At 39.0% G+C, this 25,816-nt stretch carries 20 protein-coding genes; 2 read left to right on the forward strand and 18 right to left on the reverse strand.

The features are described 5' to 3' along the window. Window positions 1-190: 190 nt before the first annotated feature. Window positions 191-2,233, reverse strand: a complete 2,043-nt coding sequence (gene prlC, locus GQR56_RS05370; protein WP_024612850.1) for an oligopeptidase A — start codon at window positions 2,231-2,233, stop codon at window positions 191-193. A gap of 86 nt (window positions 2,234-2,319) precedes the next feature. Further along, complete coding sequence (locus GQR56_RS05375; protein WP_166109396.1) at window positions 2,320-2,994, reverse strand: DUF2461 domain-containing protein; 675 nt, start codon at window positions 2,992-2,994, stop codon at window positions 2,320-2,322. Window positions 2,995-3,072: 78 nt separating this feature from the next. Between GQR56_RS05375 and gorA the strand changes: the two genes are divergently transcribed. Together gorA and GQR56_RS05385 are read left to right on the forward strand one after the other, a co-directional pair. Then, window positions 3,073-4,434, forward strand: coding sequence for a glutathione-disulfide reductase (gene gorA / locus GQR56_RS05380; protein WP_024612852.1), 1,362 nt, complete (start codon window positions 3,073-3,075; stop codon window positions 4,432-4,434). A 146-nt stretch (window positions 4,435-4,580) separates the two neighbouring features. Next, the gene (locus GQR56_RS05385; protein WP_166109397.1) at window positions 4,581-5,417 is read left to right on the forward strand and encodes a mechanosensitive ion channel family protein; all 837 of its coding nucleotides are present in this window, start codon (window positions 4,581-4,583) and stop codon (window positions 5,415-5,417) included. 330 nt (window positions 5,418-5,747) lie between these two features. Here the strand turns inward: GQR56_RS05385 and tldD are convergent, their stop codons facing one another. The 16 genes from tldD to GQR56_RS05465 form a co-directional block, all read right to left on the reverse strand. Beyond that, on the reverse strand, window positions 5,748-7,187 hold the full coding sequence (tldD, locus tag GQR56_RS05390) for a metalloprotease TldD (RefSeq protein WP_166109398.1): 1,440 nt from the start codon (window positions 7,185-7,187) through the stop codon (window positions 5,748-5,750). Next, window positions 7,184-8,023 (reverse strand): carbon-nitrogen hydrolase family protein, encoded by an 840-nt coding sequence (locus GQR56_RS05395; protein ID WP_166109399.1) that lies wholly within the window; start codon window positions 8,021-8,023, stop codon window positions 7,184-7,186. The genes tldD and GQR56_RS05395 overlap by 4 nt, the downstream gene beginning before the upstream one ends. Continuing rightward, entirely contained in the window at window positions 8,020-11,877 is a 3,858-nt protein-coding gene (locus GQR56_RS05400; RefSeq protein WP_166109400.1) for a YhdP family protein, read from the reverse strand. The genes GQR56_RS05395 and GQR56_RS05400 overlap by 4 nt, the downstream gene beginning before the upstream one ends. Then, entirely contained in the window at window positions 11,877-13,349 is a 1,473-nt protein-coding gene (rng, locus tag GQR56_RS05405) for a ribonuclease G (RefSeq protein WP_024612854.1), read from the reverse strand. Before rng ends, GQR56_RS05400 begins: the two co-directional genes overlap by 1 nt. 1 nt (window position 13,350) lies before the next feature. Beyond that, window positions 13,351-13,920, reverse strand: a complete 570-nt coding sequence (locus tag GQR56_RS05410) for a Maf family protein (RefSeq protein WP_166109401.1) — start codon at window positions 13,918-13,920, stop codon at window positions 13,351-13,353. Further along, a complete protein-coding gene (gene mreD, locus GQR56_RS05415; protein ID WP_024612856.1) occupies window positions 13,921-14,400 on the reverse strand; it encodes a rod shape-determining protein MreD in 480 nt (159 codons plus the stop codon). It lies immediately after the preceding gene. Then, the gene (mreC, locus tag GQR56_RS05420; RefSeq protein ID WP_173399998.1) at window positions 14,393-15,235 is read right to left on the reverse strand and encodes a rod shape-determining protein MreC; all 843 of its coding nucleotides are present in this window, start codon (window positions 15,233-15,235) and stop codon (window positions 14,393-14,395) included. The genes mreD and mreC overlap by 8 nt, the downstream gene beginning before the upstream one ends. Next, window positions 15,235-16,278 (reverse strand): rod shape-determining protein, encoded by a 1,044-nt coding sequence (locus GQR56_RS05425; RefSeq protein ID WP_024612858.1) that lies wholly within the window; start codon window positions 16,276-16,278, stop codon window positions 15,235-15,237. Before GQR56_RS05425 ends, mreC begins: the two co-directional genes overlap by 1 nt. Before the next feature lie 135 nt (window positions 16,279-16,413). Next, window positions 16,414-18,462, reverse strand: coding sequence for a formylglycine-generating enzyme family protein (locus tag GQR56_RS05430; protein WP_166109402.1), 2,049 nt, complete (start codon window positions 18,460-18,462; stop codon window positions 16,414-16,416). A 120-nt stretch (window positions 18,463-18,582) separates the two neighbouring features. Continuing rightward, a complete protein-coding gene (locus GQR56_RS05435) occupies window positions 18,583-22,323 on the reverse strand; it encodes an H-type lectin domain-containing protein (RefSeq protein WP_166109403.1) in 3,741 nt (1,246 codons plus the stop codon). Further along, window positions 22,320-22,811 carry a hypothetical protein gene (locus tag GQR56_RS05440; protein ID WP_024612861.1) on the reverse strand — a complete coding sequence of 164 codons (492 nt, stop codon included), beginning with the start codon at window positions 22,809-22,811 and terminating at the stop codon, window positions 22,320-22,322. Before GQR56_RS05440 ends, GQR56_RS05435 begins: the two co-directional genes overlap by 4 nt. Continuing rightward, a complete protein-coding gene (locus GQR56_RS05445; RefSeq protein WP_024612862.1) occupies window positions 22,801-23,643 on the reverse strand; it encodes a type II secretion system protein in 843 nt (280 codons plus the stop codon). The genes GQR56_RS05440 and GQR56_RS05445 overlap by 11 nt, the downstream gene beginning before the upstream one ends. Next, the gene (locus GQR56_RS05450) at window positions 23,643-24,182 is read right to left on the reverse strand and encodes a prepilin-type N-terminal cleavage/methylation domain-containing protein (RefSeq protein WP_024612863.1); all 540 of its coding nucleotides are present in this window, start codon (window positions 24,180-24,182) and stop codon (window positions 23,643-23,645) included. Before GQR56_RS05450 ends, GQR56_RS05445 begins: the two co-directional genes overlap by 1 nt. Beyond that, a complete protein-coding gene (locus GQR56_RS05455; protein ID WP_024612864.1) occupies window positions 24,169-24,663 on the reverse strand; it encodes a type II secretion system protein in 495 nt (164 codons plus the stop codon). Before GQR56_RS05455 ends, GQR56_RS05450 begins: the two co-directional genes overlap by 14 nt. 8 nt (window positions 24,664-24,671) lie before the next feature. After that, a complete protein-coding gene (locus GQR56_RS05460) occupies window positions 24,672-25,199 on the reverse strand; it encodes a prepilin-type N-terminal cleavage/methylation domain-containing protein (protein ID WP_024612865.1) in 528 nt (175 codons plus the stop codon). 25 nt (window positions 25,200-25,224) lie between these two features. Beyond that, complete coding sequence (locus GQR56_RS05465) at window positions 25,225-25,815, reverse strand: prepilin-type N-terminal cleavage/methylation domain-containing protein (RefSeq protein ID WP_166109404.1); 591 nt, start codon at window positions 25,813-25,815, stop codon at window positions 25,225-25,227. Window position 25,816 lies beyond the last annotated feature (1 nt).

Raw genomic sequence — 25,816 nt, forward strand, 5'->3', positions numbered from 1 at the left:
CCAAAGAAATTAAGGGCAATGCGAGAACGAGTGAAACGTTATATTCTTCCAGAAAAAAGAAAACGGCCCAAAAGTAGGACCGTTCGAATTTCAAAGACTCGGTACACCATTAAGTCAAAGCATGCTTAACTGAATGGTGTTAGCCATAGAGGCGCTTTAATAAACGTAAGTCAAATTTTAATAGAGTGACTTAAGCGGTAGCAATACCACTGTGACGAAGTAATGCATCAACACTTGGCTCACGACCTCGGAAGTTTTTAAATAACTCCATTGGCTCTTCACTACCACCTTTTTCTAAAATATTTTGCATAAATGATTGCCCCGTTTGCGGGTTAAAAATACCTTCTTCTTCAAACTTAGAAAATGCATCTGCTGATAATACTTCAGCCCATTTATAAGAGTAGTACCCTGCGCTATAACCACCTGCAAATATATGGCTAAAGCCATGTTGAAAACGGTTAAACTCAGGCGGTTTAACAACAGAAGTACGGCTACGCACATCGTTTAGAACTGCTTGAATTTGACACGGCTGACCTGCTACATAATCATTATGAATTTTAAAGTCGAATAACGAAAACTCAATTTGACGCAGCATTTGCATACCTGAATTGTAGTTTTTAGCCGCGAGTAACTTATCTAGTAACTCTTTTGGTAATGGCTCACCCGTTTCATAATGACCAGAAATAAAGCTCAGTGCTTCTTCGTCGTAACACCAGTTCTCTAAAAACTGACTTGGCAGCTCTACCGCATCCCACGCAACACCATTAATACCAGCAACAGGTGCAGCATCAACTTGTGTAAGCATATGATGAATACCATGACCAAACTCATGGAACAACGTTGTTACTTCGTCATGAGTGAACAGTGCAGGCTTATCACCAACCGCTTTATTAAAGTTACACACTAAATAAGCAACTGGAGTTTGTAATTCGCCATTAGCACGTACTTTACGACCCATACAGTCATCCATCCATGCGCCACCACGTTTGTGATCTCGTGCGTATAAATCAAGATAAAAACGACCGCGTAATGTATTGCTGCTATCAACTATTTCAAAAAAGCGTACATCTTTATGATAACTATCAAAATCGGTTACTTCTTTAACGCTAATACCAAATAAGCGATTAACTGTTTCAAATAATCCGCTAAGTACTTTATTTGCTGGGAAGTAAGGACGCAGTACTTCATCTGAAATAGCGTACTTTTCTTGCTTTAACTTTTCACTGTAATAACCAAAATCCCATGCTTCTAACTCTGTAATACCGTGCTGTTGCTGAGCGTAAGCTTTAAGCTCGGCAACTTCTTGCTCTGCTTGCGGCTTTGACTTGGCAGCGAGGTCTTCTAAAAATGAGAATACTTGCTCAGGTGTTTCAGCCATTTTTGTAGCAAGTGACTTTTCAGCGTAGCTGTTAAAGCCTAGTAATTGTGAAATTTCATGACGAAGCGCAAGTTCTTCACTCATTATTGCTGAGTTATCAAACTCTCCTGCATTAGGACCTTGATCCGAGGCACGAGTAGAAAACGCGGTGTAAGTTTCTTTACGAAGCTCTCGGTTATCTGCAAACGTCATAATTGGTAAATATGATGGGATGTCGAGTGTGATAACCCAACCTTCTAAATCTCTATTTTTTGCAGTATCTGCTGCAAGCGCTAAAGCAGATTCTGGTAAGCCAGCAAGTTCACTTTCATCTGTAATATGCTTATGCCAAGCAAGCGTGGCATCCATTACGTTATTGCCAAATTTAGAAGCAAGCTCTGATAAGCGAACGCTAATTTCGCCGTAACGTTTTTGTTGCTCTGGCGCTAAGGCAATACCCGACAATTTAAAATCACGCAGTGCATTAGTAATACTTTTTTGTTGAGCAGTGGTTAACGTTTTAAATTCATCACTATTATAAAGTGCGTTATATGCTTCAAATAAACCTTGGTGTTGCCCTACAAATGTTGAGTACTCAGAAATAAGCGGCAAGCACTGCTCGTAAGCTTCACGCAGTTCGTCGTTGTTCATTACCGAATTTAAATGTGAGACAGGAGAAAATAGTCGCGATAATTTATCGTCAGCTTCTTCAAGTGGTAATACTAGGTCATTCCACGTGTACGATTTTTTGGCTAGTACATCGTCAATCGCTTTACGACAAAGCTCAATACCGTGCTTAAGTGCTGGCACTACATATTCTGGCTTTATTTTTGAAAATGGTGGTAAGCCTTCAAGGCCGATTAATGGGTTGCTCATAAATAGTCTCTTTGCGTGAATGCATTACATTTTAAATTGGGTCTAAAAGTAAAAAAACAACTCTACCGTTTTTAAGTTACGTGATTTTAATATGGCTGCTCTAGTGCAAAACATAAATACCCCATAAGTGGGTCAGCAACTTTATAACGCTCTAGCACCGTATCAATTAAGTTATTACTACATACTTGTTTTTGAGTAAGTGGGCTTATCGCTATAAAGTCTTTTCTTTTTAGTTCATCTATTAAAGGGTGTTCTTTTTCAAAACCACGTGGCGGGCGCTTTAATGACTCACCCGACATTTCATAAACAGACTCAAATTGATCGTTAAAGATTGCTTTTTTATAGCTATTTGGATTTTCGTCAATGCAATGGCGAATATTGTTAAGTACTTTTGATTCTGGACGCCAAATACCTGCACCAACAAAACACTCGTCATTAGCTAAGTGAAAGTAAAAACCCGGAGCGTGTACGTCTTTCCCCATAAAATGACGAAATTGAATGCCTACATTTATTTTGTACGGTGTCTTATCTTTACTAAAACGCGCGTCTTTATGGATTCTCATTAAACTGCCACCCACTTTTTTATCTGATGCTATAAAGTGGCTAGAAATACCCATTAAAGGAGCCTGCATTTGCCTAATGAAATCTAAAGCAGGCTCTCTTACGTATTCCTCATACTGTGATTTATGGTCATTAAACCAGTCTCTATTATTCTTTTGATCAAGCTGAGCAAGAAATTCGAATGTTTTTTTACTAAACATAGGTCACCTAAACACTCTTTATTTTTAAAACTTAATGTTATGCTAATACGCATAAAACTCAACGCCTAAGGACATAAAATGACACAACACTTTGATTATATTGCAATCGGTGGTGGTAGTGGTGGTATTGCCTCTGCAAATAGAGCTGCGATGCGTGGCGCTAAAGTAGCACTTATTGAAGCAAAACACATGGGTGGCACTTGCGTAAACGTAGGTTGCGTACCTAAAAAAGTAATGTGGCACGGTGCTCAAGTTGCTGAAGCTATTAATTTATATGCACCAGATTACGGTTTTGATATTGAAGTAAAAGGCTTTGACTGGGGTAAATTAGTAGAAAGTCGTGAAGCCTATATCGCTCGCATTCATAAAGGTTACGACAGCGGTCTTGCTAGTAATGGCGTTACAGTAATTAAAGGCTTTGCTAAATTCGTAGATAGTAAAACAGTTGAAGTAAATGGCGAGCATTATACTGCCGATCATATGTTGATAGCTGTTGGCGGTCGTCCGAGCATTCCAAATATTGAGGGTGCTGAGCACGGTATTGACTCAAATGGTTTTTTTGAGCTAAAAGAACAACCTAAACGTGTTGCTGTTATTGGCGCAGGCTACATAGCAGTTGAGCTTGCTGGTGTATTACAAGGTTTAGGCACTGAAACACATTTATTCGTGCGTAAACACGCACCACTTCGCAGCTTTGACCCATATATTATAGATACACTTGTTGAGGTTATGGCTACAGAAGGACCAACCTTACACACGCATTCTGTACCACATAAACTTGTTAAAGAAGACGATGGCTCAGTAACGCTACATTTAGATAATGGCAAAAGCCATAACGTAGATCAGGTTATTTGGGCAATTGGTCGTGAGCCAACAACAGATTCTATCAACGTAGCAGCAGCAGGCGTTGAAGTTAACAGCAGCGGCTTTGTAAAAGTTGATGAGTATCAAAACACTACAGCTAAAAATGTTTATGCTGTGGGCGATATTATCGAAGGTGGTATTGAGCTTACTCCTGTGGCGGTTAAAGCCGGTCGTACTTTGTCTGAGCGCTTATTTAATAAAGACTTACCAGATGACTTAAAGATGGATTACAGCTTGGTTCCTACTGTTGTATTTAGTCATCCACCTATTGGTACAATTGGTTTAACTGAGCAAGAAGCAATCTCTCAGTACGGTGAAGAAAACGTAAAAATTTATCAATCTGGTTTTACAGCAATGTATACCGCTGTAACTAAGCATCGCCAGCCTTGTAAAATGAAACTTGTATGTGCAGGTCCTGACGAAAAAGTAGTGGGTCTCCACGGTATTGGTTTTGCAGTCGACGAAATGATTCAGGGCTTTGCTGTGGCAATGAAAATGGGCGCAACAAAAGCAGACTTTGATGCGACTGTAGCCCTTCATCCAACGGGCTCGGAAGAGTTTGTTACGATGCGATAGGTTTACAATTTAGTAGTTTAAAAAAACCCCTAGATATTAGATTATCTAGGGGTTTTTTATTAATATTAATGTTAAATTAGCGACTATATTCGTGCACTACTCAATACAGAACTACACTCTAATAAAGTTATAGCCATTAGGAAATTATGAATAAAGATATACTGTTACACCCATTTCTTCTTTCACTGGTAATGCTTACTATTGCATTCGTCTTAAAGGTGCTAGTTGATAAATTAGCGAAGAATCGTGCAGAAAAAAAAGAAAAAGATATCCGCTACATTGCACACAATATAAAGCACTTCATTAATTTTACGATGGTTTTGTTGCTCCTTTTTATATGGTCAACTGAGATTCAAAACTTTGCATTATCTATCGCTGCTTTTGCAGTGGCTATTGTGCTTGCTACCCGAGAATTTATTCAGTGTATTATTGGCTTTTTTTACTTGGTAACAACACGACCATTTAGAGTAGGAGATTGGATTCAGGTAGGTGATTATTTTGGTGAAGTTGCTGAAACCGATTGGATTAAAACCACCATGCATGAAATTGATATACACACATATCAATTTTCAAGAAAAACAATCTACATTCCAAATAACAAACTGATCACCAGTTCAATAAAAAATCTAAACTTTGTTAAGCGCTTTGTTACTCATCACTTTATTATTGTACGCAGAGAAAGTTTTAATCCATACCCGATTCATGACACGCTGACTGAAAGAGCGAAACTTTACTGTGAAGAATTTCAAGAAGTAGCTAGTCGATACAACTCAATGATTGAACGTAAATTAGATGCAAAAATTTCAGGTCCTGAGCCTGTAATACATTTTGGCACAACCGATTTAGGTGAGTTTAAGGCGAGTTTTACCTTATTTTGCCCTACAGAAAAAGCCCTTGAAATAGAGCACAAGCTAACAGAGTGCTTTTTTGCGTTATGGTATAAAGAAGCTGAAAAAAATAAAGAGGATGCAAGTGACGTGTAAACCTCACCTACGATAAATATCCACCTTGTAGGTGCGAATTTACTTCGCACTAATGTAACTTAGCTTTAATGCAAACAAAGCGAGGTATAAAACCTCACCTACAGTAAATATCAAACCTATAAACGCGAACTTACTTCGCGCGTATAGAGTCCCGCTTTTAAAAATAAAAGGCGAGGTGTAAAACCTCACCTACAATAAACATCAAGCACATAGGTGCGAATTTACTTCGCACCTAAAGTCCAGCTTAAAAGTAAAAAGCGAGGTGTAAAACCTCACCTATAATAAACATCAAGCACGTAGGTGTTAATTCACTTCGCGCTTGAGTAATATTTAAGCCGTACCGCCTACCGTTAGTTTATCAATTTTTAAACTTGGCTGACCTACGCCTACCGGTACACTTTGACCATCTTTACCACAAACACCCACGCCTTTATCAAGCGCTAAATCATTACCTACCATTGATATTTGTTGCATTACTTCAGGACCATTACCAATTAGCGTAGCGCCCTTAATTGGCTGAGTAATTTTACCGTTTTCGATTAAATACGCTTCTGATGCACTAAATACAAATTTGCCAGACGTAATATCAACTTGTCCGCCGCCAAAGTTTGGAGCAAACACACCCTTTTTAACGCTGCTGATAATATCGGCTTGGCTATGCTCTCCGCCCAACATATAAGTGTTAGTCATGCGTGGCATAGGCAAATGTGCGTAAGACTCACGACGTGCGTTACCAGTAGGGCTTACTCCCATTAAACGTGCGTTTAGCTTATCTTGCATGTAACCTTTTAGAATACCGTTTTCGATAAGTACATTGTAAGCTGCTGGGGTACCTTCATCATCTACGTTGAGTGAACCACGACGATCAGCCATTGTGCCATCATCAACAACGGTACACAGCTCAGACGCTACTTTTTGACCAACTTTACCGCTAAATGCAGACGCGCCTTTACGATTAAAGTCACCTTCTAAACCGTGCCCTACTGCTTCATGTAAAAGCACGCCAGGCCAACCATTTCCAAGCACAACTTCCATTGTACCTGCTGGTGCATCAATCGCTTCTAGGTTTACTTTAGCTTGACGAACAGCTTCCTCAGCAAATTCCATCCAGCGCGGCTTACCGTCAACAAGCTCTTTAAAATAGCCATAATCTAAACGAGCACCACCACCTGCACCGCCACGTTCACGGCGGCCATTTTTTTCAAGTAATACCGAACAGTTTAAGCGAATAAGTGGTCGAATATCAGTAGCAAAAGTACCGTCGCTGGCTGCTATTAATACTTCTTCGTATACGGCCGACATTGAACTAATTACTTGTTCTGCGTCTGGTGCTAACTCTCGAATATAATTTTCAAGTTCGCGTAATAAGTTAACTTTGTCTGTATCGCTCATGCTCGAAATTGGTTGATGCGGTGCAAACTGCTCTTTAGCTTTAACATCGCTAAATACTTTAATCGCTCTATCTTCGCCAGCATCGGCAATGCTACGTGCAGCTGTTGCTGCTTTATTTAGCGCTTCAAGGTTGATTGCATCAGAGTAAGAAAAACCTGTTTTTTCACCACTTACAGCACGTACGCCAACGCCGCGCTCAACATTATAAGAACCTTCTTTAACTAAGCCGTCTTCAAGCACCCACGATTCATGATGGCTTGATTGAAAGTATAAATCGGCATAGTCCACTTTATGTTGGTGAATGTAGGCAAGCGTTTTTTCGAGTTCGTCTCGATTTAGCTGGCTGTCGTGTAATAAATGCTGTTCAACCGAATTCATAATAAATGCTCTCTAAATCGTTGATGAGATTGCACAGGCATATCTCGTCTAATTTTGTGTAACTGGTTTAAATCTGCGTTGCAGCTTATAAAACCGGTGCCTATTGGCAATTCAGCAAGGGTGTTACCCCAAGGTGAAATAATAATACTGTGACCGTAAGTTTGTCGGCCATTTTCATGTGTACCGTGCTGGGCTGCCGCTACTATATAGCATTGCGTTTCAATTGCGCGAGCAGTTAATAATGGCTGCCAATGCGCTTGCCCTGTTACGACGGTAAATGCGCTGGGCACTAATATAATTTCAGCTCCTTGGCGCACTAACTCATTAAATAAGCCACTAAAGCGCAGATCATAACATACTGTTAAGCCAATTTTACCAAAGGGAGTGTCTACAACAATTACTTCCTTACCTGCTTGGGTAAAGTCTGACTCGCGGTAGCTTCCTGTTGTATCGTCTACATTTACGTCAAATAGATGTATTTTGTTGTAAGAGGCAACAAGCTCGCCTTGGTTATTATATAGATGCGACGCAGCGTAATATTTATTGTTATTATGAAGCTCAGGGATTGTTCCTGCGCTTAACCAAATATTATGGTGTTTGCACAGTTCACTTAATTGCTGTTTGTATTGCTCAATGCGTTTGGCAACTAAAAGCGTATCGCTGCCACTTTTACTAAAGACTAAAAAAGCTTCGGGTAAACACACTAACATTGGGCGTGTTGTTGGTAAGGTTTGAAGTGCAAGCTTAAGTTCTTCAATATTTTCATCTGCGTTTAACTTAGAACACATTTGCAGAGCAATTATTGTTGGTGCAACTACACTACTAGCCTTACTCATTGTGTTACCGTAACGCCCGCATTTTTAAACTTTGACTCTGCTGATGCTTGTGGCTGATTTTGCGCGGCTTGGGGCAGCGTAACTTCTCGACTTTTTCTATCAAGCTCTTGAACGATAGGATCGTTCATTTTTCCTGTTACTTTAAAGTTGATCTCTGAGATCACCCGAGCTGAATGAATAACCTTATCCAGAGCTAATGCGGCAAGCCCTGTTACAGGATTTACCATCCACGCAACAATAACTGGAATACTTGACGTTACCTGCGGCGCCACAGCAAGATCATAATCTATATCAAGTGTGTTTAAATTTGCATAACCTTTAATAGTTAAATCGGCTGGTACGCCATCCATTTTAGTATCTTTAGTGTAAGCAATACCATTTTCTAGCTGCATTGAGCCTTGCATGCTGTTGTAAAAAAATCCTTTTGAGAACACATCTCTAAAATCGAGTTTTAGCTTACGTACTAGCGAATCTAGACTCAGTAAAGAAAATACCCGCGCACCGCCATCACTTACTTCAGTCAAGTGCCCTTCGCCTAAATCCCAATCAACAGTGCCACTTAAGCTTGGTACATCAAAGTCATAAGGTGCAGCTTTCCACGTCAGATTATAATTAATGTTGGCTTTAGAATCTTTAATCGCGGTGGTTAAATCAAACTCATTAAACAATGCTCCAATATCTTCACTTTTAAGATTACCGCTTAGTTCTGTTACACCATTTTGCCAATCGCCTTTGGTGCGTAAAACATGATCGCCTTTATCAATAACTAATTGCGAAATAATAAAACGTTTACTGTCACTCAATACTGAGGCGCTCACTTTACCTAATTGATAATTTGCTACCTTACAGTCTGCACATTCAAATTCTATTGCTGGTACTTTAGTTAACCAACTTAGATCTTTAGCAGGAAGGATATCTGTTACTTCTAATTTTTGTGCTGGTGGCTCAATAAAGTTAAGTCTTAAGTAATCGCTGCTGATACGAATTGGTTGAGTCGGTTGCGATGAAGGAATAAACACACTTGCTCGCAACTCTTTAGCATTAAGCTTTAAATATAAGTCATTTTGTACCGGCGTTAAGCGCATTTCAAAGTCGTTAAATACAACATTACTCGCATTTAGCGTATCAATGCTTGCTACTACTTCGCTAAGTGGCGGCATAATGCCTTTTGACTTATTACTAGGGTTTGCTTTAGCTGTATTAATAATTTGATTAATTAGATCAAACCAAGGCACCAGTTCTGTTTTTTCAAGGTTAATGTTAACGCTTAAATCTTTTTGGTTAAGCCCTAAATCCTGCTTTCCAAGCACAAAGTGCACATTACTAAATTGCTGCTTACCATTTTCTAAAATCGCATTAAAGTAGAACTGCTGGTTAGCATTTGCAGTAATTAAGTTAGAAATTTCATCACCTTGTATTAAGGCATCAAGGGGCCATACTTGCTCACTACTTTTACTATAAGGTGCCGGTAAATTACTTACTAAACCAATTAAAGGTGAAGTGACCTTAGCTCGATAATTAAAGCCTTGCTCGGTAAAATTAAGCACTAAACCAATATCAACATTAGTTTGCCCACTTAAATAGTTATTTAAAATACCTTGAGCATTATCGATAAGAGTTTCGGCATCTAGTTGTGCATTTATATCAATATTTGCTTGGTAGTCTTTATTATTACTTTTACTGTTGTAATCAATATTAAGCGGCATACCCAACCAAGTTGCAGTGGTATTATTAAGGGTTATATTATCGTTTTCGAAATGCAGTTCACCAGTAAAGTTGTCTAGTTGAATACCAGGACTGGCTATATAAACAGGGAGTTCTGTTAAGCCTAATACGCCACTTACACTTGCTCCGCCTTTAAATTTAGAGCCAACTAATAATTCTATATTGGCATTTGCTTCCCCTTTTATTTGCACAACATTAAAAATGTTAGCTAGAGGTTTAGCAAGGGGGGTAGCTGTAAAAAAATCATGCAGCTTTTCCATCGGTATTTTTTTATCTATTTGTACAATTAATTCATCTGCACTCATTAAGTCAGCAATGCTTACCTTTACACCACTACCAATGTCTAAATTTACGAGCTTGCCTTTTTGGCTATATATATCCATTCGTTCATTTGAAAAGTGTAATTGCAAGTCTGCATCAGTGACTGTCGGCCAGTCTGGATCAAATTGATATGCTGCATTATCGATTTGCGCAACAAAATCAAATTGCCCTGAGTTATCAGTAAATGGAAATCCCGAAAGTGGACCTGAAAACAACACTTGTGCTTTAGAAACTTCACCACCTTTAATTGCACCATTTAAATAAGTCACCAGCTTTGGGGTCATTATTTTTAAAGGTAAATAACGCCCTAAAATACTTACATCGGGAATGAACGTCTCTGCGTATAAATCAAGGCGTGGGCTATCACCTAAGCTAAGCTGCATTTCTCCAGCAAACGTTATATCGTTATTATCAAACCAGATATCATCGCTGCTAACATGCCAGCCATCGTCTTGTTTTGCTAAATCTAAATCTATATTAAGTTGGTTATAATCTATATCGTGACTAAAGCTTTCGCCGGTAACAAATGTGCCGTTTTCACCAAATAACGAGATACGACCACGGCTTTGATTCATTAAGCCATCTACGCGCAGTGCTTGCACTGCTGGTATTGAATTTAGTTCTTGCCAGCCAATATTATTAGCGTCAAACCATAACTGCCATTGCTCGGGGTTAGTGAAGCTTAAGTAAGCTTGTTTAATTTTCCCGCTAGGAGCTCGAGCTAAAAAGGGGTCTAAACCATCAAAATTACTTAAGGCGGCTAAATTACTAAGAAGTTCTAAATCAACCTGTTGCAACCATATCTTACTTTGAGCGCCTATTTTTGCCTCAAACTCTAAACTTGGCCATGCCTTATCGTTGCTATTAAACGTTAAGCCGGTACTTTTTAAGTGCCAACCTTTTTGTTCTGGGTATAAGTGAAAACCACCTTCGCTTAAACTAACGCTTTGTTCTTGAGTATCATGTTGCCAGCGAACAAAACTTGGTAACCACTGCATTTTTATATCACTTACTAAGCCTTTTTCTAGCTTTAACCACGCCTGTAAGTTTATATCGCTACGTAATTGTTGTTTTTCAGTACTGATGTATTGAGCTAACCAGTTAGATACATCAACTTTATTAGCTTGCACATACATATCGCCAGCGACTTGCTCTATAGTTTTACCTGTAAGCGCTATACGGGCGTCAAAATTACCAACTGAAATACCTGGCAGTGCCAATTCACCACTGCCTAAATGCTGTTCTTCTTCATTTTGCCAAATAATATTTTTAAGCAGTAATTTTCGCTCTGTACCATCTTCTAGTATAAAGTTAATACTGGAATTTTCTATTGCAAAATGACCGGTTTCACCTAAAAAAAGCCCTTCGATTAGCTCTTTTTGCTCAAACGAAACCTCACCTTTATCATCACCATTAAACAAATTATCAACATTCACACTGGTATGAAAACCATTAATAACAAAGTAATTAGATTTTAACTGCAGCGTTTTTAAGCTTTCCCATAAGTTTAGTTCTAAGCTTGTTTTAGCTATGGTGAGCGAAATAGGAGCTGTTTCGTTATCTTTAAAGGATAAATCTTCAAGTACTAAAGAAGGACCATTACCTTGCCAATTAGCCGAAATTGCGCCAATTGAAAGACTTACTGCAAACTTATCGTGTAGGTAGGTTTCTATATCGCCTTTGTAATCGTTTACATATGGAAGGGTGTATTTCAAAATTGAAACAATAACGGCCAGTAATACCAAAACTATGGCGCAGGTTTGCCATAACTTTCTAAAACAAAAAAAACAGGCCGCTTTTACCGTCATTACATCATTACCACATCAAACTGTTCTTGGCTGTATAAACTCTCTGTTTGAATATTGACTTGTTTACCGATAAATAGTTCAAGCTCAGCAAGATTATGATACTCATCATTAAGTAAGGCTTCACTTACCGCAGGCGCTGCATACACCATAAACTTGTCGGCAGCATAAGCACGATTAACACGTACTATTTCACGTAGTATTTCGTAACAAACCGTCTCAACCGTTTTTTGCGAGCCACGACCAGAACATGCTGGGCACACATCACATAAAATATGCTCTAAGCTTTCGCGCGTACGTTTACGCGTCATTTCAACTAAACCAAGCGCTGAAAGCCCATTTATATTAGTTTTAGTACGATCCTTTGCTAAAGCAGATTCAAGTGAGTGTAATACACGACGCTTATGATCTTCACTTATCATATCGATAAAGTCGATAATAATAATACCGCCTAAATTACGTAACCTCAGTTGGCGAGCAATTGCAGAAGTAGCTTCTACATTGGTATTAAAAATTGTTTCTTCTAAGTTTCGATGCCCAACAAAAGCACCTGTATTTACATCAACAGTGGTCATCGCTTCGGTCTGGTCAATAATTATATAACCACCCGACTTTAACGTGACTTTACGATGTAATGCTTTTTGAATTTCATTTTCAACATCAAATAGATCAAATATAGGTCGCTCGCCAGGATAGTATTCTAAAACCTGAGAAAGTTGTGGAACAAACTCTTCTGTAAATAACTTTAGCTCTTCATGAGTAAGCTTTGAGTCAACACGAATACGCTCCATATCCTCACCAACGTAATCACGCAGGGTTCTAAAGGCAAGTGTTAGATCTTCATGTAATATACTGGCTTTGCTCGTTTTTTTACGGCGAGATGTTATTTTTTCCCATAACTTTCTTAAAAATCCGGCATCGTGTCGCAATTCAGCTTCGCTTGCGCCCTCAGCTGCGGTACGCACTATAAAGCTGCCGTTTTCATCGCCATACTCAGCGACTATTTTTTTAAGACGAGAACGTTCTTCTTCAGTTTCAATGCGCTGACTAACCCCTACATGGGTCGCATCTGGCATAAAAACTAAATAGCGTGATGGTATTGTAATGTCGGTGGTAAGTCTTGCACCTTTAGTACCTAGTGGGTCTTTAACCACTTGCACCATAATGTATTGACCTTGGCGAACAAGTTCACGAATGTCTTGTACTTTTTTTATTGGAACGTCGTCTACGCCTTCAACAATTGATGCGCTATTTACAATATCTGATGCATGCAAAAATGCCGCTTTTTCAAGACCTATATCTACAAAAGCAGCTTGCATACCCGGCAGAACACGGCTTATTTTTCCTAGATAGATATTACCCACAATACCTAGGTTACCAATTCGCTCTAGCTGAATTTCTTGTAGTACACCGTTTTCGATTAGGGCAACACGGCTTTCACTTGGCGTGACATTTATTAGTAATTCTGTACTCATGTTACCTTCTTAAGAATGTTTTTAATAATTGTTCGGTCTCATACAAAGGTAAGCCTACAACGGAGAAATAGCTACCTGAAATGTGGGTAACAAAACGTCCGCCTAAGCCTTGAATGCCATAACCACCGGCTTTGTCTTGTGGCTCTCCACTTTGCCAATAGGCTTTTATTTCTTCATCTGTGAGAGTTTTAAAAGTAACATCTGTACTTACAACACAACTCAATACTTTTTCTTGTGTAGCAAAAGCAATTGCCGTTAATACTTGATGTGTATTACCTGATAAACGCTTTAGTGTATGTGTAAAATCAGCTTCGTCACGAGGCTTACAAAGTGATTGGTTATCAATAACTACCACAGTGTCACTACCAAGCACAGGACGGTCTGTATACCCCAGTTTAACACCAGAGCATGCCTTTAAACGCGCTAAGCGCTCTACATACTCATACGGGGGCTCATTTGGGTATTGGCTTTCATCTGCATCAACACTAAATTGTGAAAACTCGATACCTAATTGAGCTAATAACTCTTTACGACGAGGAGAGGCAGATGCCAAATATACTGAGGTTGTCATTTACCTGATCCTAAAGTGTCTGCGATATTTACGAAGTAATAAAAACAACCAAACCCAGCTCAACGTACCCGTTAAAACCGGCCATAAGTATTGTGGATTAAAGTAAACACCAAGCAAAAAGTGATTTAACCAAAATTGCATTAAATGATACAACGTTAAAAATAAGCCAATTAGTAAGCTTTGTTGCCAAAGCGAAAAGTTGCGAATTTTTTGAAAATTACTTGCCGTTACAAAAATACAAATTGAGTATGTGAGTGAGTTAACTCCAAGCGGTGAGCCCGATGCTAGGTCGATTAATAAACCAACCACCCACGCTGTACCAATATTTATACGATGCGGCACTGCAAGTGACCAATACATTAATACCAGTAATACCCAATCAGGTCTAAATGGTTCGAACGAAAATGGTAACGGCATTAATGCCATTACCAGTGCAAGAAATATGCTTAGTGCAATTAACAATGAATAACGACTAATCATTGTTTAAGCGCTCCTGTTGATTTCGCCATAAAATAACTAATAAGCGAATACGGTCTAACTGCGCAATAGGCTCTGCGTAAACTTGTGCAAAAGGACGCCCTTCATCACGATTAATCTCAGTAACAACAGCTACCGGGTAACCCTCAGGAAAAGTGCCCCCCAGCCCTGATGTTACTAATATATCGCCAATACGAACATCTAAGCTATGAGGTACATGCGAGAGCTTAACTACATTAATTTTACCAATCCCTTCAACCACTGTTCGCACATCATTTCGTAAAATACGCACTGGTGTTGCATGTGTTGTATCGGTCATTAATAAAACACGAGATGTTGTTGAGCCAACTTTAGTGAGCTGCCCTACAACCCCCATTTCGTCAATAACAGCCTGCCCTTCGCTAAGTCCATCGGTTGTGCCACGATTAATAACAACTTGGTGACTATACGGATTAGAATGAACGGAGAGTACTTGTGCAATAATTTTACGATTAGGTTGTTTTGCAGATGAGCCTAACAAAGCACGAAGTTTTTGATTTTCTCTGGCTAGAAATTGATACTGCTGAAGTTGCTCGCTTTGTAGCATTTGCTTCTTTTTAAGCGCTTCATTTTCAGTAAGGAGTTGATCACGTGTGTGTAAACTTTTAGCGCTTAAGCTGAATAACTCGTAGGGTAAATTAGCAACGTAAATTAATGGGCTTACGAGGGTGTTTAGGCTGGTACGAACAACCGTACCACCTTGTGTGTACCTGTCTGCGGCTATGAGTGCGATACTCAAAAACACTGCGACAAAAAGTCGCAGCTGCAAGGATACAGTTCTTCCAAACATTAATTTCATTAGTCGTAACTAAAAACGTCACCACCGTGAACATCAATCATCTCAAGTGCTTTACCGCCACCACGTGCAACACATGTAAGCGGATCGTCGGCAACAACAACAGGAATACCCGTTTCTTCCATTAATAAACGATCTAAATCTTTTAATAATGCACCGCCGCCAGTAAGTACCATACCGTGAGCAGAAATGTCAGATGCAAGCTCTGGTGGTGACTGCTCAAGTGCAACCATAACCGCACTTACAATACCCATTAGTGGTTCTTGTAATGCTTCTAAAATCTCATGTGAGTTAAGCATAAATGAACGCGGAACACCTTCTGCAAGGTTACGACCACGTACTTCAATTTCGATTGGTTCATCTGTTTTAAATGCAGAGCCGATTTGATGCTTAATATTTTCAGCGGTTGCTTCACCAATTAAACTACCAAAGTTACGACGTACATAATTAATAATAGCTTCATCAAACTTATCGCCACCAATACGCACAGATGATGAATAAACAACACCGTTAAGTGAAATAATAGCAACTTCAGTTGTACCACCACCAATATCAACAACCATAGAACCAGTTGCTTCTGATACTGGCAAGCCTGCACCAATTGCTGCTGCCATTGGCTCTTCAATTAGGTAAACTTCACGCGCACCGGCACCCATAGCAGATTCACGTATTGCACGTTTTTCTACTTGAGTTGCACCACATGGTACACAAATTAGTACTCGTGGGCTTGGGCGCATAAAGTTGTTGTTATGCACTTGCTTAATAAAGTGTTGTAACATTTTTTCGGTTACAAAAAAGTCAGCGATAACACCGTCTTTCATTGGACGAATTGCTTTTATATTGCCAGGCGTACGACCCAACATAAGTTTTGCTTCTGTACCTACAGATGCAACACTTTTAGGTCCACCAGCACGCTCTTGGCGTATAGCAACTACTGAAGGTTCATTTAATACAATGCCTTCGTCTTTTACATAAATTAGGGTATTGGCTGTACCCAAGTCGATCGATAGATCGTTAGAAAAAATACCACGGAGTTTTTTAAACATGAGGCTGGATGACCTTAGAAATACGTTCTTATGTTAGCTGCTTCACTTCAACATGCTTAATTAGTTGAGCAATGTAAAGCACAGCTGCCTTTGTTAATTTTGAAAAAGGAAGCAATTAAGCTTCCTTACTAAATATTACCTTTCGCGTACTAAGCGAAAACCAATGTAGTTAGATCTAAAATCAGGCGCTAAAATTAAACGCGTTGATGCACGAGCAAGACTTGGGGCAAAATTCCAGGCTCCACCTCTTACTGCTACATCAGACTCACCTGATTTTTTATCGGTCCATTCCCACACATTGCCTACGGTATCGTATAATCCAAATGCATTAGGAGAAAAAGAACCAACAGGCGCTGCACGTTTGTTTGACCATTCGCTACCACACCAACCACAGTTAGCTAAATTTTTACCAATTTCGTTACCCCAAGGGTACTCAGTTTCAGTTCCTGCGCGTGCTGCGTATTCCCACTCAACTTCACTTGGTAAACGAAATTGCTGCCCTGTTTGACCAGATAACCACTCAGCATATGCTTTAGCATCGTTATAGGTTAAACATACAGCCGGAAAATCATTACTTTGTTCAAAACCAGGATTACGCCAATTTAAATCGTTTTCCCATACAGGCTCACCATTTAAATAATACGCACACCCTTTACTTTGCTCTGCTTGCGTTTTATAACCAGTGTTTGATACGAATTTTTCGTATGCACCCACAGTCACTTCTTTGCTTTGCATAGCAAATGAATTTGCTATCGCCTTTTCAATAACAGGACGTTCATTAGCCAGACCATTGCCATTAATATCACCCATTTTGAACTTACCAGCAGGAATAACAACAACAGGTGTTTCAACATTTGTGCTTGAAACACTAACGTTTTGGCTCACCTGGCGAGTTTCAACTTTTGGTTGCTCACGAGTGTACGTCGGTGCAGCAATCGACTCAGACTTTTTTACTAAGTTTGCGTGAATGGTTTGTGCCTTAGTCAAATCTATACGAGCTTGATAAGGTTTATAACCTAACTTACGAATTTCAATGTTATGAACACCGCTTGGTAAGCGAGTTATTAAACGTGTTGAGCCAAAGCTTACACCATCAATAAACACTTCATCATCATATACATTCGAACGTAATGTAAGCTCAACAGACTCGTATTTATCCTTGTTCAATATTACTGGATAATCTCTTTCCGCTGATGCTTTTTTTACTGAGTAATCACGTATAGGCTGCTTATTTAAACGAGATACAGATACAGTGTCAGTATTATCCGCGTTATTACTGAATGTTAACTGACTATCAGAATAAGTATTATTGTATGAAGGCTGATATGTAGTTGCCAGTGGAGTTCCATATTCAGAACAATAGCGATTATCAACACTTAATAAGCTACATAAGCGGCTGCTATTAACTTCACCACGCATTGTTACGCTTAGATTAACGTTGTAATTACCTTGTCCACTAAAAGCACTATTTACTACGTGGCTACTTAAAATTTGTACTTGCGCGCCGGCCATATTACGCTTTGGCTCTACTAAACGCTCTTCAGTTAAGTTTGCAAAAATTTGGTCTACAAAGCGTTTGGTCGCTTTTTGTAAACCCATTTGCTGACCGCGTTGCTCACATGCTGCAAGTGTTTCTGTACGCTTACAATTTATTGTGTGATTAACTTCAAGTGCACCTTCTCGGGTAAACTCGTTACGCAAACGCTCAACGCGAGCCGTTGTTAATTGCTCTTTTAAGGTTTCTAAAGTATTTAAAAGTGTATGTTTGGCAACACGAATCTGTTCAATATCTTTACGGTGGGATGCAATTGCCGCCAACTGCATAGAAATATCATCTTTATTTTGCTTGTGATCGGCCACCGCTTTTTGATAACGCGATTGAGCCGTACTAATATCAAGCGTAGGATCGTCGATTAATCGGCGATACATTTCATTCATCGCATCAAGGGCTTGGTTTTTTTCTTTATCTAGCTCAGTAGAACGAGAACGAAGTAATTCCAGTTGGTTTTGTAACTGACTTTCTTCTTTTAAGTGTTTATCAAGTATTCTTGTCGAGTTATCGTATTCTGTTTGTTTAATACTAATCTCTGAATCAATTCCAGTCACAGTAGCAGTGTCTTGTGCAAATGCACTACTAGCTATCAAACTAGCTGAAATTAAAAGAGATAAAGAAGCAATTCGCATATATTCCAGTCCCAAAAAGCGGCAATTATTTGGTCGTTATTATTTTTATAATCAAACCCGTATGCTATGTACTTGAAGCACAAAACACAAGCTTTGTTCAATTATTATCTTAGTTTACAACTATTCACGTGTTTCACGCCAGTAAATAACCCGATCATTTCCTCTAAAGCGACCGAATTGTAAAATAGTGCGAGGATCAAGCTGAGATTCATCTCCTTGCCAATCCCACTTTAACCAGTCTAGTGTATTATATTCCAGCGTAAATTCTCCTGACCCATTTGCTTGAGCATAAATGCCATTATCAGCGGGGTAACCCCCAGCTTCGAGCTCTCCCGATGAACCATTTCCATATTCATATGCTAATACAGGTGATGCGGGGGATATTTGACTTAACTTTGTATGATCGAACACGCTACAGTTATCTTCATTATTAATTACAAACCCGTTGCCATCCCAATATTGAGCTTGCATAGGTATAAGTAAAGAATCGAGATCCGACCCTGCGTTATTACTAAGTACTAATCGTCCAAATCTAAAGTCAATTGGTACGCTATTTAAACGCACACTATTACAATTAGCTGCGCAGGTATTTTGTGTATTAGGTTTGTCATTAGCATCAATTAATGTAGCACCTTCAATATCAGTAAGCGTAGCCATTAAGTTAACCATAGAAAAAGGTCCATCTGGTTGATCAACTCCAAGCCTTTTTAGCGTGGTATCAACTTGGTTTAATTGCCATTGCCCGTCATTTTGATCACTCCAACTATTTGATCCAAGATTAACTAAGCGACTGCTAAAGTCGGTAGCCGGCGCATAATTACTGACTTCATTATTTTCTGCATTAACTTGTACTGTCGATTTATCAAACCCGTTTTTATAATTACCCATTAACTCATTTTTATGATTTTGCGCTTGTACCGTAAAAGCTAATTCAAAAGGCTGCTCTAGGTAGGTTAAATTACTACCATATTGCGTACATTGGGCATTCGCCTGAATAGCTATTACTTGAAATTGTGAAGGAGCAAAACGACCAACGTTATATATTTCTCCTCTTACATCGCCTGCACCAAAATAATCAGCATCTACAAGCCCCGCAGTTAAATCAATAATACCGACTTGGTCATAACTATATTGTGAAATTGATTCACTTAAGTTACCGGTGTCACTAAATGCACTGGTGCTAATTACTTCTAACGTACCGGCTGTGCCTGGCGTCGGTGCATTAAGTACTGCTTCAACGAATGGTTGCTCTGAAATAAAATGCTTAGCTATCGTATTATTGGTAATACTACTGTAATCGTCAGGATAACCGTCATTGTCGTTATCTTGCCCGGCTTCCCATTGCACTGCATTCATTTTTAAATCAAATGACTCACCCGTTAATCTAAACAGACTTCCACTTGCATCAGCTGCAAAACCATCACTGGGCAAATCCATCGCAAGCCCAAATGGTTTCACAACATATTCATTAGAACTACCTTCTAAATTAACCGATAAGTTAGTAACGGGGTCTAAAATTAAATTAGTTTTTGCATTAAGACTAAGCTTGGCTGCATCCGGATAATTAATAACAATCTGTGCTTTAGAGTCATCATCAAACCTCAGTGGAAATGATTGATAGGCTTGCTCAACATTATATGTATTGTTGTTGTTCTCAAGCTGTATAGGGTCAGAACAGCTCGCCCCTGCACTGCACGTATAAGCAAGTTCTAAAGAAACATCGGCACCGACAGGAAACGCAGCATCACACGCACCGGTTGTGGTGTTAGTTTTTACAGCCTGAATCGAAAGCGCTTTGGCATTAAAGCCTGTATCTGAGGGTTTACCTGATAACTGAGTTGGGATTGTTGTACTATTATTGGTATCGTTTGTAAAAATAAATCCAGCATCAGAAAACGTTACCTTACACCCACTCAAACCCACGTTATTACCACCAATGTAACAGCGTATAGGCGCAGAAGGATCGGCAGTATTAAAGCCAAATGTAGCAGTACCGGTTGTACGCTTAGCAAAGTCGATTGGAGCCGAGCCTGTAAAACTGATGTTCTCCCCAGTTACCCAACTTTGCTGACCACTATTATCAGGAGATAAATCTAAACTTGATGGCTCATCAAACAATATGCTACATGCATCGTTTGCACAGGCTGTTAAGGTCATTTCTTTTGCTTGGCAAGTGAGTCCTTTATTATCACTCATTGTAATTCGATAATGATCTAATAAAACGGGAGTGTAAATACCACACAAGCCAGGAATACTATCAGGTACAGGTAAAGCATCAAACGTTGAACTTCCTTCGGTAATAATTTGAGTACCTGATGTAATAGAGCCTTGGTATGTTACATTTTGTGCAATTCTCACTTCACCAGTGGCAACAATATAAGCAGAAATATTAGCATCAGCTGCAATAGCAACAGCGCCATCAACATAAATAGCTAAATAGGCATCTGCTTCAAGAACTATATTAGTTTGACCTATATTTAAAAATGATGTTGATAGTAATGATGTAGTGTCTTTTAAAAAAATACGTGTAGGCGCTGTAACTCTGTATTCGGTCTCAAGCATGCTCAGTTGTAACTCATCATAAAAATAGTCACCAGCTAATGACGTTGGTACAGGTCCTGTAGAGCTCCCATCATTAGGTACCGTAGGGACTTGCGCCGCTTGGCTTGGTTCTAATGAATTATTACCGCTTGCTGCACACTCCTGTCCATTACATAAAGGAGGGTTAGTCAATGCTGTTGAAATTAAACTCGTTGTTGTAACAAATTGTGCATTGTTATCTGTTACTTCAACACCCTGAACCAATTGAATTTCACCATTATCATAGGTAGAAAGCGCTCCAGGAAATAATGTATCACAACTTAAAATATCGCCATTAGAAACAAATGTACTGGTCATAGCCAGTATAGATGCTTCTTCATTTGGGTGAGTTCGTTCGTTATCTCCGTCGCGATCCTCGTCAACCACCAGCCCCAAACGATCAGTTCTTAAATTACAACTACGTAGCCAGCCACCATCAGTCCCTACACGTGAATTTTTACTTGCCACAACTAAAGGAGCCACTAAAAAGTTGTTAGTAAAACTAAAGTAATTACAGCCATCAGTCCAACCATCTACGGCAAAGCCAGTAAAGAAGCTTTCCCAAGTTACCTCGACCCCATTATCGTCAGTAAATGCCCTATCAAAACCAGGCTCAACAGCTAAATAAGCAACGGTTTCACTGTTAACTAAACCAAATTCAGTTTCAGATGCCTCTAGCGCTATATTTACGCCATTAGCAGATAAAGACCCCGTTTCTACGGCTATAGTTAAAAATGGTATCAAAGCATTGTTTGGTGGGTTGCTATCAACACTATTAAGTGTTTGCAATGAATGAAAGAAATTAGGTCGCTGTGTAAAAGGTTGAGCAAAAAGCAGTGATTTATATCCTGTAGGAGTAAATGGTGAAAAACCTGACTTAGCTCCATACTGAAGCTCTAATTGCAAATCAGTACTACCCACTTCCATTATCGTCCCATCAGGAAATTCATGCACTCCATACTCAACAGCTAAATAATGAGCCCCCATATTAATATGACCACCATCTTCTCCTGATGGCTCCAAAGGAAGCGCCTCAAACCCTGTTGTAGTTATATTTCTTACCCTTACAATTGCAGGGTTGCCACCTTGGTTGGTTGAAAGCATAAAAACGGCTGGCGGTGTTATATATTGTTGCTGAAAATTTATTTTTGTCCAAACTGGTGATGTATACGTATTTTGCAATTCAATATAACGACCTTCAATTTTAGGTATAACAGCAAAGACTTTATTGCAAAACAACAAAGTTATGAAAAAAATAAGCAATAATATATTTTTTATCATGGTAGGGTTTTTGCCTCAACACTGAGTGTTCTTTGTGTTTGCCAATAGTCTTTTCGACAAGAGTCACCAATAGCGCAATCATTTGCTGCGCATATAGCAGAGCTCTGTAAATAGTATATATTAACAGTGCCGGAGCGCGAGCTAGTATCGGGCAAGCCTATATACTCACTACAACTGACCGATACAGTGCAAAACTCTAAATAGCTTGTTTCAAAGGTTAAGTTTGAAGTCACCGCTGCACAATTTTGGGCTGCACTATTAAGTGGGAATAGATCTACTAAACCACTTTCGATACCACTTTGCGCAGCCATAAAAGCGCGTGCACCGTAATATTCAATCGTATTCTGTTGAGAAGCACCTGAAAGCACTTTAACTAAAGCTAACCCAAGCGCCAATAAGGCAACAATGATCACCAAAGAGACAATTATTAAATTACCTCTTTGCCTGTATGGCATATTTTTAATCGGAGTCTTTTTTTTAAGGTACATTGGGGACATGTACCTCATGGTTAAAATTCATTACTTCCGTGTCATTAAATACCATTTGTGCATGGATATTTAAAACTGAGTTTCGTTGTAAAGCCAATTTATCTAACGTAAAAAATAAAGTATTTGCTAGATCATTTGCTATATAAATACCCAATAAATCTCGCTTCACACCACTCGTTATTTGTAAGCCAACTGCATTAAGCTGGTTTACATTAAAGTCATAATTTGTATATCGATATAAGCTGTTGCCTTCAATGCAAAAGCTAACAGGCTCATCTAGTAAATAAAGTCGTTTACTAGGTGATTCTTCAGCAAATGCTTTGCTAAATTGCCATTGGTCGATTGCACTACTTGTCGAATTAGTAAATGCTGATACTTGTAAACGCTTGTCGTTATTCTCGTTGTATATATCTGCGCTATTTAACGGATACACAGTAGCCCAATCGCCAACTTGAGGTTCCGTTAAATTATTTAGTTCGAAATCGACAGCGGTAACATTAAATGGTGACGTTGTAGGCAAGTAATTCGTGTAATGGGTCGCAGATAAAAATGGCGTAAACTCAAGGCATTGTTGAGTACTGCATGCTCCACCGGTACTGTTATCGCAAGTTAGTCTCAATGAGTTTGGCGTTGCATGACGCAATTCTTTACTTAAACGCGTTATTAAAAATCTAGCTTGTGCTACTGCTTCTTGACGCTCTACACCTTGTGAATAAATACTTACACCAGCGCCTATAAACGAAAATGCGCTCACCGCTAAAATACCCATAATTACCATTACAAGTAGCAGTTCAATTAATGTAAACCCTTTCTGGTGCTTGGCTTTATTCATTAATAGTTTCCTTTATAAGCACTAAAGCCGTAAACCTCACCCTGAGATGATGTCACTTCGATAGTAATTCGCTTAAAGGTGGTGCCATCGTTGTTTGTTGCGGCATTAAAATCACTGTCGTATTGCACCGTAATAACCAAACTAAAATCACTGTATTCTGATAGCGCCTCACCTAAACTATTAGTAATAGGTTGACCTGAAAGTTCAATATAGTCATCAACATCATTATAGCTTGTGCGTGTTTCTGCGTTATCGGAGCCGAAGTCGTTTGTTGCTGTACAAGCTTGCGCACCCAGTGATATTTCACCGCAGCGCTTAAAAGGAGCACTACGATCATTATGCTCATCAAATGACTTACTTTGAATTTCATTCATTAATGATTGCCCTAACTCAGATGCTCTTAAAGCTATAATTGGTTCTACACTTTTTTGAGCTTGAGGAGCAATGAGCGCGGTGATTATGCTCAATGCAATTGCAAACATAACAATACCAATAATTAATTCTATTAAGGTAAAACCGTTATGTTTAAGGACACGCATAAATAAGCCCTTCACCGCTAATACATACACCAGCCAACCCGACGTCTATTCGACATTGCGTTGTACAGTTTTGATCTGATTTACCTAAAGGGTCAAAACTAATTTGTGTAAATTCATTTGCATTACTATCTAATGCAGTAAATGTTATATCACTTCGTTGTGTATCAATTTGTATAACTAAGTGATCGCTATTATTAATATCAGCACCTCCTACACAATTATTATCTGGGGTGGGTCCTGCAATTAAAGTGGGAGTAATATAAAGTTTATGACAACTCGTAGTAGTCGTATTTTGCATTGCACGTAACTGCATTGTTCTCAACGCATTTAATGTGCGATCTCGATACGAATACGCATCTTCAGTTGAGCTCCCCAGAAACTTGGGACCTGCCGTTACCGACAGTATTCCCAATATCACTAGAGTAATAATTAACTCAATGAGTGTGAAGCCACGCAATCGCCGCTTACTACTACTTATCATCTATGTAATTAACAGCCTTCTGTAACTAAAGTGACAATCGGCGGTGTAATAATAGTTCTTACCGGCGCGGTTCCTGCTGCTGATGTTGCTTCTGTATATTCAATTCGGCAATCGTCAGTTTGTACATAACTATTTGGAAACAGAATAACCTTAGTGCCTACAACGGCTAAGTTAAAGTCAGCCGAATCATCAGCGGCAAAACTCACATCTAAAAAAGCTTCAAAGGCAGGTTGTGTTGCTGCAGGATAACCATAAACGGTAGGAACATTAGCACCAGTGTCCACAATAACAGATGCGGCTATTTTTTTATGGTCACTCGCAATAATAGATTTACCGTTAACTATGTTCATCCCGCTACGAATAGACCCCTGTAGCCCCTCTAATGTTGAAGCATTTGCATCACCTTGTAGATTTAAGAATCGCGGCGCTGCTGTTACAGCTAAAATTCCTAAAATAACAATTACAATAATCAATTCAACAAGCGTAAAACCTGCTTGATTATTTAAAGGTAGATTTTTTAACGATTGCGTTTTCATAAGTAAGCCTCTTTTTAATAATTACTTAATTTTTAAATATGTGTACTTTTCCAGTTATTGGAAAGTACGAAAAACCTATATTCCCTGATGCAATAGCACCATTTTTAGGTATGTTTTCAGAATCAAGAATATATGTTAAATAATAGATGCATTGTGTACTTTTTGCGTTGTATCTAACTAAAAAAATAACATTTTTTATTCTTGATATTTCATCACTTAATGTACTACTAGGTGCGTCTTGTAAAATAGCATTTAATACCTGACGACATTTAGCAGCATCCATAGCCTGAGCACGTGTATCAATTTTTGTTGTTTCATCACTCGTTGGTGTACCTATTGACCCATCAACTCCGACGATTACCCCTCCATAATTAACAAATGTTGTATGTAATGCACCGTTTGGTCTTCTTTCTAACTCCCATTGACCGCGTACCATACTTATAGCAGAGGAAAATCCGCCTGCAACAGCATCAACATTAGAATTATGTGCTTGATTTTTAATACCTATATATTGAGGTATAGCAAAACTCAGAATTACTGCCAGTAAAATAACAACAATAATTAACTCAAATAACGAAAAACCTTTTGAATGATTAGCTGTAATGAGTGTAGTCACT

Origin of the sequence: Pseudoalteromonas sp. Z9A5 (assembly GCF_011378875.1) — a bacterium.
Taxonomy (GTDB): Bacteria; Pseudomonadota; Gammaproteobacteria; order Enterobacterales; family Alteromonadaceae; genus Pseudoalteromonas.

Coding starts and splice junctions, on each gene's coding strand:
- prlC (WP_024612850.1), bottom strand. CDS start 2,233: ATGAGCAACCCATTAATCGGCCTTGAAGGCTTACCACCATTTTCAAAA.
- GQR56_RS05375 (WP_166109396.1), bottom strand. CDS start 2,994: ATGTTTAGTAAAAAAACATTCGAATTTCTTGCTCAGCTTGATCAAAAG.
- gorA (WP_024612852.1), top strand. CDS start 3,073: ATGACACAACACTTTGATTATATTGCAATCGGTGGTGGTAGTGGTGGT.
- GQR56_RS05385 (WP_166109397.1), top strand. CDS start 4,581: ATGAATAAAGATATACTGTTACACCCATTTCTTCTTTCACTGGTAATG.
- tldD (WP_166109398.1), bottom strand. CDS start 7,187: ATGAATTCGGTTGAACAGCATTTATTACACGACAGCCAGCTAAATCGA.
- GQR56_RS05395 (WP_166109399.1), bottom strand. CDS start 8,023: ATGAGTAAGGCTAGTAGTGTAGTTGCACCAACAATAATTGCTCTGCAA.
- GQR56_RS05400 (WP_166109400.1), bottom strand. CDS start 11,877: ATGACGGTAAAAGCGGCCTGTTTTTTTTGTTTTAGAAAGTTATGGCAA.
- rng (WP_024612854.1), bottom strand. CDS start 13,349: ATGAGTACAGAATTACTAATAAATGTCACGCCAAGTGAAAGCCGTGTT.
- GQR56_RS05410 (WP_166109401.1), bottom strand. CDS start 13,920: ATGACAACCTCAGTATATTTGGCATCTGCCTCTCCTCGTCGTAAAGAG.
- mreD (WP_024612856.1), bottom strand. CDS start 14,400: ATGATTAGTCGTTATTCATTGTTAATTGCACTAAGCATATTTCTTGCA.
- mreC (WP_173399998.1), bottom strand. CDS start 15,235: ATGAAATTAATGTTTGGAAGAACTGTATCCTTGCAGCTGCGACTTTTT.
- GQR56_RS05425 (WP_024612858.1), bottom strand. CDS start 16,278: ATGTTTAAAAAACTCCGTGGTATTTTTTCTAACGATCTATCGATCGAC.
- GQR56_RS05430 (WP_166109402.1), bottom strand. CDS start 18,462: ATGCGAATTGCTTCTTTATCTCTTTTAATTTCAGCTAGTTTGATAGCT.
- GQR56_RS05435 (WP_166109403.1), bottom strand. CDS start 22,323: ATGATAAAAAATATATTATTGCTTATTTTTTTCATAACTTTGTTGTTT.
- GQR56_RS05440 (WP_024612861.1), bottom strand. CDS start 22,811: ATGTACCTTAAAAAAAAGACTCCGATTAAAAATATGCCATACAGGCAA.
- GQR56_RS05445 (WP_024612862.1), bottom strand. CDS start 23,643: ATGAATAAAGCCAAGCACCAGAAAGGGTTTACATTAATTGAACTGCTA.
- GQR56_RS05450 (WP_024612863.1), bottom strand. CDS start 24,182: ATGCGTGTCCTTAAACATAACGGTTTTACCTTAATAGAATTAATTATT.
- GQR56_RS05455 (WP_024612864.1), bottom strand. CDS start 24,663: ATGATAAGTAGTAGTAAGCGGCGATTGCGTGGCTTCACACTCATTGAG.
- GQR56_RS05460 (WP_024612865.1), bottom strand. CDS start 25,199: ATGAAAACGCAATCGTTAAAAAATCTACCTTTAAATAATCAAGCAGGT.